This is a genomic window from Micromonospora sp. NPDC049044 (assembly GCF_040649215.1).
Taxonomy (GTDB): Bacteria; Actinomycetota; Actinomycetes; order Mycobacteriales; family Micromonosporaceae; genus Micromonospora.
This window is the reverse complement of the sequence record NZ_JBEZFA010000051.1, coordinates 35,595-48,269: the sequence shown is the minus strand read 5'-3', so window position 1 is coordinate 48,269 and position 12,675 is coordinate 35,595. Positions and strand designations below refer to the sequence as shown.

Annotated in this window: 9 protein-coding genes; 3 read left to right on the top strand and 6 right to left on the bottom strand. The window is 72.1% G+C overall.

What is annotated here, in order from left to right; all coding sequences use genetic code 11:
• Window positions 1-154: 154 nt before the first annotated feature.
• On the bottom strand, window positions 155-577 hold the full coding sequence (locus tag AB0B85_RS30220; protein WP_357412596.1) for an STAS domain-containing protein: 423 nt from the start codon (window positions 575-577) through the stop codon (window positions 155-157).
• A gap of 200 nt (window positions 578-777) precedes the next feature.
• On the opposite strand from AB0B85_RS30220, the gene AB0B85_RS30215 reads away from it, so the two are divergent.
• Window positions 778-1,791 (top strand): SMP-30/gluconolactonase/LRE family protein, encoded by a 1,014-nt coding sequence (locus AB0B85_RS30215; protein ID WP_357412594.1) that lies wholly within the window; start codon window positions 778-780, stop codon window positions 1,789-1,791.
• A gap of 112 nt (window positions 1,792-1,903) precedes the next feature.
• Here AB0B85_RS30215 and AB0B85_RS30210 read toward each other — a convergent pair whose 3' ends face one another.
• Window positions 1,904-3,172 (bottom strand): Ig-like domain-containing protein, encoded by a 1,269-nt coding sequence (locus AB0B85_RS30210; protein ID WP_357412592.1) that lies wholly within the window; start codon window positions 3,170-3,172, stop codon window positions 1,904-1,906.
• 711 nt (window positions 3,173-3,883) lie between these two features.
• On the opposite strand from AB0B85_RS30210, the gene AB0B85_RS30205 reads away from it, so the two are divergent.
• Together AB0B85_RS30205 and AB0B85_RS30200 are read left to right on the top strand one after the other, a co-directional pair.
• Window positions 3,884-4,834, top strand: a complete 951-nt coding sequence (locus AB0B85_RS30205; protein ID WP_357412590.1) for a sugar phosphate isomerase/epimerase — start codon at window positions 3,884-3,886, stop codon at window positions 4,832-4,834.
• A gap of 23 nt (window positions 4,835-4,857) precedes the next feature.
• Entirely contained in the window at window positions 4,858-6,957 is a 2,100-nt protein-coding gene (locus tag AB0B85_RS30200) for a PQQ-dependent sugar dehydrogenase (protein WP_357412588.1), read from the top strand.
• 101 nt (window positions 6,958-7,058) lie between these two features.
• On the opposite strand, the gene AB0B85_RS30195 is transcribed toward AB0B85_RS30200, so the two are convergent.
• The 4 genes from AB0B85_RS30195 to pdhA all read right to left on the bottom strand — a co-directional run bounded on the left by AB0B85_RS30195 (window position 7,059) and on the right by pdhA (window position 12,593).
• Window positions 7,059-8,738 carry a right-handed parallel beta-helix repeat-containing protein gene (locus AB0B85_RS30195; protein ID WP_357412606.1) on the bottom strand — a complete coding sequence of 560 codons (1,680 nt, stop codon included), beginning with the start codon at window positions 8,736-8,738 and terminating at the stop codon, window positions 7,059-7,061.
• 215 nt (window positions 8,739-8,953) lie between these two features.
• Window positions 8,954-10,396, bottom strand: a complete 1,443-nt coding sequence (locus tag AB0B85_RS30190) for a dihydrolipoamide acetyltransferase family protein (protein WP_357412586.1) — start codon at window positions 10,394-10,396, stop codon at window positions 8,954-8,956.
• Window positions 10,393-11,397, bottom strand: coding sequence for an alpha-ketoacid dehydrogenase subunit beta (locus tag AB0B85_RS30185; RefSeq protein ID WP_357412604.1), 1,005 nt, complete (start codon window positions 11,395-11,397; stop codon window positions 10,393-10,395). Before AB0B85_RS30185 ends, AB0B85_RS30190 begins: the two co-directional genes overlap by 4 nt.
• Window positions 11,394-12,593, bottom strand: a complete 1,200-nt coding sequence (pdhA, locus tag AB0B85_RS30180) for a pyruvate dehydrogenase (acetyl-transferring) E1 component subunit alpha (protein ID WP_357412602.1) — start codon at window positions 12,591-12,593, stop codon at window positions 11,394-11,396. Before pdhA ends, AB0B85_RS30185 begins: the two co-directional genes overlap by 4 nt.
• Window positions 12,594-12,675 lie beyond the last annotated feature (82 nt).

Below are 12,675 nucleotides of genomic sequence, written 5' to 3'. Positions count from 1 at the left end.
GGCGCGGGGGGGGCGCGGGTTTTCCCCGGGGGGGTCTTTGGTTTGTTTGTGTGCGGAGGGGGTCGGGGTGGGGTGTTCTCTCGGGTGCGGGGGGGGGGGGGCCGGCCCCCCCCCCCCCCCCACCCCCTGACGCACGCCACGCCCCAGATCAGCCTCAGGCGGCCAGCACCAGGCCACCGGCCGCGGCGGGCGGACGACGGACGATCGCGACCAGGTCGGCTGGCACCTGACGACGGGCGGCCTCGACCACCCGGGCGGGCTCGAGGATCGGCATCACCCGGTGCAGGCCGGTGGCGCGCAGCACCCGGGCCACCACCGGGGTGGGATCGACAAGGACCAGTTCGCCGCCCCTGGCCCGGACACGCAGGTGCGCGCCGAGCAACGCGCGCACCCCGGCCGCGGAGAGCAGGCGCAGCCCGGACATCTCCAGCTGCACGACCGGCCGCGCCGGCACGGACCACAGAGCGGACCGGAACGCGGCAACGGTGGCGATGTCGACCTCGCCGGCCACCCGCACCTGGACCACCTGGTCACCCACGCTGACCTGCACGTCAATCCGGTTGCTGCGCTCTTCCATGACGTGAAATCTAGCCCCCACCACCGACAGTTTCGCCCTTCGGCGGAGTGATTCCGGGTACGCCCAGGGTCATCCCCCGAGGTGCCCCTCATCCCCCTAGGGGTGGAGGCCAGCGGCCCCGCGGTCGACCGGACGTCCGGTGCCGCGCCGCGTGCTCGGCGCTTCGGGTACGCGGGGCATCGGCGGTGGAGAATGACCCGATGGTGATCCCCCGGCCCCGACCGCCACGGCTGATCCGTCCCGTCCGCGAACCGGCCACCGTCCCGCCTCCGCTCAACGGTGTGTGGGCGGCCACGGACCGCCGGCTCGACCAGGTCGACCTCCTGCCCCTGCCCGAGGGGGCCGTCGGGCCGGAGGACGTGGTCATCGACCCCAGCGGCCGGGTCATCAGCGGCGACGAGGACGGCAACCTCTGGTGGTGGCCCGCCGACGCGCCGGCCGGCACCCGAGGACTGCTGCTGGCCGAGACCGGCGGCCGGCCGCTCGGCATCGAGACGGACCCGTCCGGGGAGGCGCTCATCGTCTGCGACGCGTACCGCGGGTTGCTGCGGGTCACGCCGGACGGGGCGGTCCGCGAGCTGACCGGCACCGCGTCGCCGGTGCACCTGGCCAACAACGCGACGGTGGCCCGCGACGGCACCGTCTACTTCACCGACTCGTCGGACCGGTTTCCGGTCTCGCACTGGAAGCGGGACCTGCTGGAGCATCGCCCCAACGGCCGCGTGCTGGCCCATCATCCGGGCAGCGGGCGCACCGAGGTGGTGGCCGAGGGGCTGTACTTTCCCAACGGGATCGCGCTGACCCCGGACGAGTCGGCGTTGATGCTTGTCGAGACCACCACCCACCGACTGCTCCGGGTGGAGTTGCGCGGCGGGGTGCGGGTGCTCGCCGACCTGCCCGCGTACCCGGACAATCTCTCCGCCGTGGGCGACGGGACGTACTGGATCGCCCTGCCCAGCCCTCGCGTGCCCATCGCGGAACGGCTGCTGCCGCACCCGCGGCTGCGCCAGCTCGCCGCGCTGCTGCCCGACGCGATGCAGCCGCAGCCGCGCCGCTACGGGCTCGTCGCGCTCGTCGACGGCGAGGGCACTGTCCGTCGTACGCTGCACGGTCCCGCCGGGAACTACTGGATGATCACCGGGGTACGACAGCACGGCGACCAACTCTGGCTGGGCAGCCTCATCGGGCCCGGCGTGGCCCGCGTACCCCTGTAGTGCGCGCCCGGCTCGCGCCCGTCGTGTCGGGCGGTGGCCGACCCCGACGCGGCCCGGGCTGCCCGCACGGCGAACGGGCCGACCCACCGCGATGGCGGGTCGGCCCGGTGCCTCAGCGTCCGCTCACCGACGGTGCCGGGGCGGGCGAACCGCCGGCCACCGCGCCCGGGTGCGCCGGGGCGGCCGGCGCGGGCTTGAGCCCGGGCGGCACGGGCAGGGCGCTGCCCCGGACGAACTCGTCCCAGCTCACGTTCCACGCGGTCCAGCCGTTGCCCGGCTGCAACTCCACCTCGGTGCCCTTGACGGTGATCAGGTCACCGACCTCGGTCACCCCCATCAACCAGTCGGCGGCCGTGGCGGAGACGTTCGCGCAGCCGTGCGAGGTGTTGGTGTAGCCCTGCTCGCCCTCCGACCAGGGCGCGGAGTGGATGAACTCGCCACCCCAGGTGTAGCGCTGGGCGTCGTCGACGTCGACCACGTAGCCACCGTTCGGCTCACCCCGGGTGTCGAAGGTGGTCCGCTCGTGCTTTTCCATGATCACCATCTTGCCGCTGGAACTTGGCGTGCTCGGCTTGCCCATGCTGACCGGTATCCGGCGGATCTGCTTGCCGTCCCGCAGCACTGTCATCTGCTTGGTGGCGTTGTCGATCTCCAGCGATAGTTGGCGTCCGATCTTGGAGGTCGCGGTCCGCTCGACGTCGCCGACCCGGTCCTTGCCGATCGGCAGGCCCTCCAGGCCGGCCCGCACACTGATCGTGGTCCCCGGCTTCCAGAAATCGGGCGCCCGGTAATAGACCTGCGTGCCGTCCTCGAGCCACGACCAGGTGCCCGGCTGCGGCGGGTTCGTCTTTACGAACAACCGCCGTTGAACATCCGCTCTGGCCTCTTTCGGAATTCCCGGGTCGAACGCGACGGTTACCGGCATCGCCGTGCCGTACGTCCGATTGCCCACAAAATAGAGGGTGCTGGTGATCTGCGGTTTGGTGGATTTGGCCATCGTGGTGAACGTGGTCGTGCGGGTGGTGGTGGCACCGGAGTCCCCGGTCGCGGTCACCTCGGCGGTGTAGGTCCGTTTCGGTTGCAGCGGTGCGTTCGGCACCCAGCCCGAGCCGTCCTCGCGCGGCTCGGCCCCGACCTGCTTGCCCTTGTCGTCGGTGAGGCGTACGCCGGTGACCCGCCCACCCTTGACCACGGTGCCCACCTCGGCGCTGACCGGGACGTCCCGGGCCTTGTCGCCCGGTGTCACGACGAGCTCCGGCGGGGCGGCGTGCTTCTTGGCCGAGCCGGTCGCCGACCCCCGGTCGGCGGTGCACCCACCCAGGACGAGTGGTGCGGCTGCGATGGTTACCGCCAACAGCGTCAATCGCCGCCTACACGTCATGTTCAGTCCCCCCGTTTTCGACTTCCCTATGCCGACATTCTCGCTTCCCCGGCGTGGGCGATTGCGGTATTTAGAAATAATCGTCGGCGCAATTGTCGGCACAGTTTTCCGACAATGTTCCGCTTGGTGGAACAGGAGCTTCACCAGCACCTGTCGTGCCGTTTGCTCTGCTTCGACGCGGGCGACACCGGCTGTCCGGAAGACAACCCGTCGTGGCGGTTGCGGTGAACCGCGCCGAAGGAGCCCGTCCGACCCTCCCGCGCGGTCGCGCGCGCCGTGAACCGGGCCCACCGAACCCGACCCTCCATGATCGACTCGGGTTTCCCCGAAAGCGGGGCATCAACCGCGCTACGACACAGCGGATTCCACGAACACGAGTGGATCACGCCCCGTGCCGACCGCCCGGCGCACCTCGACAGCACGCTTTTGTCATTTGGAGCGAAACTTCTGCCGAACGCGACGAAGCTTTGCCTTCGTCCCGCTGCAAGGGTAGGGTCACGATCTAGATAGAGGGTTGCCCATTCGTCGATCAGCCTGCCGCCACCCTGCCGAGTCGCCGTGTTCCGCCCCCGACGGGGGCCGGGCCGCACCGGCACGCCGTCCTCACCGTCCAGCCGGAGCCCGCCTCCGGCCGGTTCGGCGCGCCCGGGTGACGACAGCCAGGTCGACCGCCGCCGACGGCGTACCTGCCGTCAGGAAGGGACCACCACCATGGATCAACAGCTCAACCGACCGACACCGGCATCCGAGCCGATCAGCCGGCGCGGAGTGCTGCGCGCCGCGACCGTCTCCGCCGCCGCCGTCGGCACCGCCGGCCTGCTCGCCGGCCCGGCCGCCGCCGCACCCGCGGGGCAGCCCCAGGGCCGCCGCCGGGTGCCGGTCGACCGGATCAGCATCCAGCTCTACACCCTGCGCGATCAGCTCGCCGCCGACCTGCCCGGCACCCTGGACGCGCTGCGCCGGATCGGCTACCGGCGGGTGGAGCACGCCGGCTTCGTCGGACGCACCGCCGCGCAGTTCCGGGCCGCGCTCGACGACGCCGGGTTGCGGGCCACCTCCGGGCACACCGGCATCCCGCAGCCCTTCGACGCCGCCACCTGGGAGCAGGCCCTCGCCGACGCCAACATCGTGGGCTGCAAGAAGATCGTCCACCCCTACTTCGGTCGGGACGCCAACGGTCAGCCGTTCCGGGACCCCAACGTCTACCGGGCCCTGGCGCGCGACCTGAACAAGGCCGGCCGGCTCGCCGAACGCGCCGGGCTCGAGTTCGGCTACCACAACCACCAGCTGGAATTCGTACCGTTGACCGACGGCTCGACCGGCTTCGAGATCCTCACCGGGCAGACCGACCCGCGCCTGGTCCACTTCGAGCTCGACCTCTACTGGACCTGGCGGGGTGCGCACGACCCGGTCGACATCATTCGGGCCAACCGCGGCCGGATCCGCCAGGTGCACGTCAAGGACCTCGACGTCGAGAGCGGGTTCGCCGACCTCGGCGACGGCGTCATCGACTTCGGCCGCATCTTCGCCCACGAGCGGGAGGCCGGCATCGAGGAGTACATCGTGGAGCGCGACGACGCGGGCACCGCGCCACGCTCCCCCGCCGACGCCCTGGACACCGCCCGCGTCGGCTTCGACTATCTCGCTTCACTTCGGTACTGAAACCACCCCGGGGGACTCACCTGATGAACAGGACCGCATTCGCGTCCGCCCTGCTGCTGGCGACGGCCGGCCTGGCCGTACCGCCGTCGGCGGCGGCCGCCGCGCCGGCCCCGCCGCCGGACAGCAGCTTCCAGAAAGTGACACTCAACGACTTCCCGGGCGAGCCGATGAGCCTCGCCGTCCTGCCCGACCTGCGGGTGCTGCACACCTCCCGCACCGGCGAGGTCCGCATCCACGACCCGCGCACCGGGCTGAACACCCTCGCCGCCGACATCCCGGTGTACGAGCACGACGAGGAAGGGTTGCAGGGGGTCGCCATCGACCCGAACTTCGCCCAGAACAAGTGGGTCTACCTCTACTACTCGCCGCCGATGGACACCCCGGTGGACGACCCGGCCACCCCCGGCGTCAACGAGGGGGACGCGCCGGAGACCGGGACCGAGGCGGACTGGCAGCGGTTCAAGGGCGCGCTGCGGCTGTCCCGGTTCAAGCTGGACGGGATGAAGCTGAACCTCGCCAGCGAGCAGCAGATCATCGACGTGCCCACCGACCGGGGCATCTGCTGCCACGTCGGCGGCCAGATCGACTTCGACAGCAAGGGCAACCTGTACCTGTCGACAGGTGACGACACCAACCCGTTCGCCTCCGACGGGTACGTCCCGATCGACGAGCGGGCCGACCGCAACCCGGCGTTCGACGCCCAGCGCTCCGCGGCCAACACCAACGACCTGCGCGGCAAGCTGTTGCGGATCAAGGTGAAGGCCGGCGGTGGCTACACGGTGCCGGCCGGCAACCTGTTCAAGCCCGGCACCGCGCAGACCCGCCCGGAGATCTACGCGATGGGGCTGCGCAACGCGTTCCGGTTCGCCGTCGACAGGCGCACCGACGACGTGTACGTGGGCGACTACTCGCCGGACGCCTCCAACCCGAACCCGGAGCGCGGCCCGGCCGGGCACGGTCGCTGGATGCGCGTCGACAAGCCGGCGAACTACGGCTGGCCGTACTGCGTGACGCCGACGATCGCCTACCGCGACTACGACTTCGCCACCGGCGAGTCCGGCGCGAAGTTCAACTGCAAGCGCCCGGTCAACGACTCACCGCACAACACCGGCAAGCGCGTGCTGCCGCCGGTCGAGCAGCCGGAGGTCTGGTACGCGGCTGCCCCCTCGGCCGAGTTCCCGCAGCTGGGCACCGGCGGCATCGCCCCGATGGGTGGCCCGGCGTACGACTACGACGGGACCAGCACGTCGCGTACCCGTTGGCCGGCGTACTACGACGGGGTGCCGCTGTTCTACGAGTGGACCCGCGACTACATCAAGGAGTTCCGCCTCGACTCCGACGGGGACGTGCAGGACATCCGTCCGGTGGCGCCGTCGCTGGTGGTGGACAACCCGATGGACATGGAGTTCGGCCCGGACGGCGCGCTCTACGTGCTGGAGTACGGCGACGGCTACTTCGCCGAGAACCCGGACGCCCAGCTGTCCCGGATCGACTTCGTCCGGGGCAACCGGACGCCGATCCCGAAGATCAGCGGTACGCCGACCGTCGGGCAGGCCCCGCTCACCGTGTCCTTCTCCAGCGCCGGCACCACCGACCCGGACGGTGACAAGCTGAGCTACGCGTGGGACTTCAACGCCGACGGTTCGGTGGACAGCACCAACCCGAACGCGACCTGGACGTTCCCGGAGAACGGCTCGTACCTGCCGACGCTGAAGGTGACCGACCGCACCGGACGGTCCGCCTCGGCATCCCTGCCGCTTGTGGTCGGGCCGACCGCGCCGGTCATCGAGTTCGTCACCCCGGAGGCCGGGCAGCCGTTCCAGTTCGGGCAGACCGTCGCGTACGAGGTGAAGGTCACCGACGACCTGCCGGTGGACTGCTCCCGGGTGAAGGTCACCTACGTGCTCGGGCACGATGAGCACGGGCACCCGCTCTCCACCTCGACGGGTTGCTCCGGCACCATCCCCACCTTCCTGGACGGTGGGCACAGCGGTGCGGACAATCTGACCGCCGTGTTCGTCGCGGAGTACACCGACGCGCCGACCGACCCGGGCGTACCCGCGCAGTCCGCCTCGGCGACCGTGGTGCTGGATCCGACCCCGGTGGCCGGTCTGGCCGGCTGACCAGCCCAACCCCCGACAGCGGCGGCGGCCGGATCACTCCGGCCGCCGCCGCACGTCGTTCAGCTCCCCGGTCTCGCCGGCACCGCCGACGGGTGGACCGGTCAGCTCCAGTCGCTGTCCACGTGGTTGTCCCGCCACCGTCCGCCCACCGGCGGGGTGTCCAGTCGCATCCCCTCGTCGGCGTTCCCGGCCAGGTCGTTGTCCTCGACCCGGCAGTCCACGCAACTGCCCCGATCGGTGATCCACAGTCCGTGCGTCTGGGTCTGGGATTCGTCGCTGTCCCAGATCCGATTGCCCCGGATGGTGGCCGAGTCGAACGGCGCGTTGATGGTGATGCCGGCCCGCTGCCCGGGGGCGGGGTCCAGCTCGTACGCGCAGCCCGGCGGCGGCACGTCCCCGCTCCACGCGCTGAACGCGTCCGGGCGGACCGGGGCCAGGGTGAGTTCGTCGCCGCTGTTGGCGGCCACCGTGGCCACGGACCGGCCGACCCGCAGGATCTTGCCCCGGTGCCCGTCGTGCGGCCAGTCGGCGGTCCGGTCCACCAGGCTCCGTTCGCTGTAGCGGACCGCCTCGCCGGCACCGCCGGCGGCTCGGGCGTACTGCCGCCCGTTGTTGCGGACCCGGTTGTTGAGCAGCACGGCGTCGGTCATCTGGTGGTCGATGCGGACGGCGTCCAGCCCGTTGCCCCAGAACTCGTTGCTCTCGATCACCACGTCCCGGATCGGGCCCTGGTACCCGCGCCGAAGGTCGCGCGCGTGGTAGCCGTGCTGGCCGTTTCCGCTGATCCGGTTGCCCCGCACGACGTACGGGCCGGGGCTGTTGCCGATGCTGACCCCGTCGCGCAGGTTGCCGTCGATGACGCAGTCGGTGACGAGCCCGCCCCGACCGGCCACTGTCGAGGTGCCCTGCGACGACACGTCGAAGCCGGCCTCCAGGTTGCCGGTCATCGTGCAGGCGGACACGATCAGCCCGTCCGTGCCCCAGTCGGAGATGCCGAAGCGGTTGCCCTGGCTGTGGCAGCCGATGATCCGGTAGCCGCGGGGCGGCTCCCAGTAGTCCTTCTGCAACTCCAGGAAGATCCCGTTGGTGCCGTTGGCCAGGGCGGTGCAGTTGGCGATGGTCAGCCGTTCCACCGGACCCCACCCGCCGACGCCGATACCGATGCCGGCGCCGCCCATCTGCTCACCGTTGTCCAACCGGCCGCAGCCGACCACCACGACGCCGTCGATCAGGGAGTCCTGGAGGAAGTCGCAGCCCAGCCCGCTGGCCGCGGTGTGGTGGATGTAGAGGTTGCGGAAGACGCCGCGCACCACGTACTGCAGGCCCAAGCCCTTGGCCAGGTAGTTGTACTCGGCCATGGCGACGCCGGAGCCGTCGATCTGGAAGTCGGAGAAGGTGCAGTCGGCGATGTGCCGGTCCCGGTCGGCGCCGTGCTGAAGCGTCGTCCAGAACGCCAATGGAGTCGGGTCGGACCGGTTTCCCTCGTTGCTCAACATGAACCGGGTCGCCGCCGGGCCGGCCCCGATCAGCGACACACCGCTGCGCCACACCGTGCCGGCGTCCCGGATCGAGTAGATGCCCGGCGGGCAGTAGATGACCCGGGCCCGCCCGTCCGAGGCGTACCCGGCTCCGAGGCGATCCACCAGGGCGGCCAACGCCGGCTGGTCGTTCGTCGAGCCGTCACCTGTCAACCCGAAGTCCAGGGCGTCGCAGTAGAGCGGCGCCCCGGCCGCGGCGGGCCGTCGTACCCGGACCGAGTTCAGCAGCTGCTCGTTCGCCACGGCCACGGTCGGGCTCCCTTCGACGCGTTCGGTGCGCTCCGGCGGGGCCGACTTCCCGGTGAGGCCGCCGGGAAACCCTGGCCCGCACACGCCGCCAGACGATCCCGGCCCGCCCACGCCGCGCAATGCGGGCCCCGCCCACGCCGCCGGGCGAGACCCCGGACGCGACGCCGGCCCCGGCGCCGCACGGGCAGCGCCGGGGCCGGGGGTACGCGTCAGACGGCGGCGATCAGCAGCGCCGGGCGCTCCACGCAGTCGGCGACGTGCCGCAGGAAGCCACCGGCCACCCCGCCGTCGCAGACCCGGTGGTCGAAGGTGAGGCTGAGCTGGGTCACCTTGCGGACGGCGAGCTGCCCGTCGACCACCCACGGCTTGTCCACGATCCGGCCGACGCCGAGCAGAGCCGCCTCCGGGTGGTTGATGATCGGCGTGGAGCCGTCGACGCCGAACACCCCGTAGTTGTTGAGGGTGAAGGTGCCCCCGGTCAGCCGGGCCGGCGGCAGGCTGCCGGCCCGCGCGGCGGCGGTGGTCGCCGCCAGTTCGGCGGCCAGCTCGGCGGTGGTGAGACGCTGGGCGTCGCGCAGCACCGGCACCAGCAGACCCCTGTCGGTCTGCGCGGCGATGCCGAGGTGCACCCCTGCGGACTGGACGATCCGCTGCGCCTCGCTGTCGACGCGGGCGTTGAGCTGCGGGAACCGACGCAGCCCGCTGAGGCAGATCCGGGCCAGCAGGGCCAGGATGCTCACCGGCGCGTCGGGCGTCGCCGCGTTGATCGCGGCCCGGGTCTCCAGCAGCCCGGTGGCGTCCACGTCGACCCAGATGGTCACCTCCGGGATCTCCCGCCGGCTGCGGGAGAGCTTGTCGGCGATGACCTTACGGACCCCGGTGAGCGGGATGATCACGTCGTCGTCCCCGGACGGCACCGGCGCGACGGGGGCGTCCGGCACGGCGGCGAGCCGGGCGGCGGGTGCGGCGAGCGCCGCCTCCACGTCGGCCCGGCGGATCACGCCACCGGGCCCGGTGCCCCGCACCGCGTTCAGGTCGATGCCGCGTTCCCGGGCCAGCCGCCGCACGATCGGCGAGATGACCAGGGCACTCGGCCGCGCCGAACGACCGGGCGCGTCCCCCGCGCCAGCGGCAGCCCCGGCGGCCACCGCCGGGGCGGCACCACCGGCCGGAACCGGACCACCGCTCGGGGCGGCACCACCGGTCGGAGAGGCACCACCGGTCGGAGCCGTGTCGGTCCGCGCGGTGTCGGCCGGCTCGGGGGCGAGCGTCAGCCGAGGTCGACGTCGACGGCGGGTGGGGCCGCCGTGGCCGGTGCCGTAGCCGATCAGCACGTTCCCGGAGCCGGCGCGCTCCTCCTCGCGGTAGGTGGCGTGTCCGGCGGGCTCGTCGCCGCCGTCCAGCGGCGCGATGGTGATCAACGGCTGGCCGACCGGGCGTACCTCACCGGCCGCGCCGTGCAGGGTGACGACCCGGCCGGCGTACGGGCAGGGCACGTCGACGACGGCCTTGGCGGTCTCCACCTCGACCACGCTCTGGTCGACGGTGACGATGTCACCCACGGCGACCCGCCACTCGACGATCTCGGCCTCGCTCAGCCCCTCACCGAGGTCGGGCAGGAGGAAGACCTGCGTCCGCTCGACGGTGGTCATGCCGCCGCCCAACGCGCGTCCGGCTGGTCGTCCCACTGCAGGCGGGCCACCGCGTCGAGCACCCGGTCCACCCCGGGCAGGTGGGTGTGCTCCAGCATCGGCGCCGGGTACGGGATGTCCAGCCCGGCGACCCGCAGCACCGGGGCGTGCAGGGCGTGGAAGCAGCGCTCCTGCACCCGGGCGGCGATCTCCGCGCCGACACCCGCGAAGCCGGGCGCCTCCTGGATCACCACGCACCGACCGGTACGCCGAACCGAGGCGGTGATGGTCTCGTCGTCGAACGGCACGATGGTGCGGACGTCGACCACCTCCAGGTCCCAGCCCTCCTCGCGGGCTGCCTCGGCGGCCTCCAGCGCGACAGGCACCGCCGGCCCGTACGCGACAAGGGTGGCGTCGCGGCCGGGTCGGCGTACGACGGCCCGCCCGAACGGCTCGGTCCGGGTCGGCAGCTGCGCCTCGGCGCTGCCGAAGTAGAGCTTCTTGGGCTCCATGAAGACCACCGGGTCGGGGTCGTCGATCGCCTCGCGCAGCAGCGAGTACGCGTCCTCGACGGTCGCCGGGGTGACCACCTTCAGCCCGGGGGTGTGCGCGTAGTACGCCTCGGACGAGTCGCAGTGGTGCTCGACCCCGCCGATCCCACCCGCGTACGGCACCCGGATCACGATGGGCACACTGAGCTTGCCCCGGGTGCGGTTGCGCAGCTTCGCCACGTGCGAGGCGATCTGCTCGAACGCCGGGTACGCGAACGCGTCGAACTGCATCTCGACCACCGGCCGCAGACCGGACATGGCCAGGCCGACGGCGAAGCCGACGATGCCGGCCTCGGCGAGGGGGGTGTCGAAGCAGCGGTCTTCGCCGAAGCGGGCCTGCAGGCCGTCGGTGATCCGGAAGACGCCGCCGAGCTGACCGACGTCCTCACCGAAGACGACAACCCGGTCGTCGGCGGCGAGGGCGTCGGCGAGCGCGGTGTTGAGGGCCTTCGCCATGGTGGTGGCCATCAGGCGTGCCCCTCCTCGTCGCGGGCGGCGGCCAACTCGGCCCGAACCTGCTCGCGCTGTTCGATCAGCTGCGGGGTGGGCTGGGCGTAGACGTTGTCGAAGAGGCTCAGCGGGTCCACCGTGGGCTGCTCGTTCATCCGGGTCCGCAGGTCCGCCGCGTACGCCTCGGCCTGCTCGGCGACCTCGGCGACCGCCGCGTCGTCGAGCACCCCGCGCGCCCGCAGGTAGGTCTCCAGCCGGGCGATCGGGTCCCGGTCCCGCCAGGCGTCGACCTCGGCGCCGTCGCGGTAGCGGCTGGCGTCGTCGGCGTTGGTGTGCGGTTCCATCCGGTAGGTGTGCGCCTCGACCAGGAACGGCCCGTTGCCGGAGCGGGCGTGCTCCACCGCGCGGGTGAGCACGGCGAGCACCGCGACCGGGTCGTTGCCGTCGACCTGCTCGCTGGGCACGCCGTAACCGACGCCCTTGTAGGCAAGCGAGGGGGCCGCGGTCTGCCGGGACAGCGGGACGCTGATGGCGTACCTGTTGTTCTGCACGAAGTAGACCACCGGCGCCTTGAACACGGCGGCGAAGTTGATCCCCTCGTGGAAGTCGCCCTCGCTGGTGGCGCCGTCACCGATGAAGGCGAGCGCCACTGTGTCGCGGCCCTGGTACGCCTCGCCGTGCGCCAGCCCGGCGGCGTGCACACACTGGGTGGCGAGCGGGGTGCACTGCGGTGCGGTGTGCACCTCGGTCGGGTCGTAGCCGCAGTGCCAGTCGCCGCGCAGCAGGGTGAGCACCTCGACCGGGTCGATGCCCCGGGCAACAAGCGCCATCGACTCACGGTAGGTGGGGAAGACCCAGTCGGTGTCGCGGACCGCGAGCACCGCGGCGACCTGGCACGCCTCCTGCCCCCGGGAGGACGGGTAGACGGCCAGCCGGCCCTGCTTGGTCAGGGCGGTGGCCTGGGTGTCGAACCGACGGCCGAGCACCATCCGGCGGTACAGCTCGCGCAGCGCCTCGACGGGTGGCTCCGGGTAGTGGGGACGGGCGGGCAACGGTGTGCCGTTCGGGTCGAGCAGGCGAACCGGCTCGGCGTCCGGCAGTAGCGGGCGCGCCGGGTCGGGCGGGGTGGCCGCTCGACGCGTACGCGGGGATGCCCTGCGGACCGCCTGGGGAGTGGTCGTCACGGCGGAACCTCCTGGGACGTGTGGTGAGCCTATGCTTCCGCGTGTCGGATGATTGACTCAAGATCCACGCAGAAGGCGGGACGGTTGGCATCCGGAGGAGGTCTCAGTGAGCCAG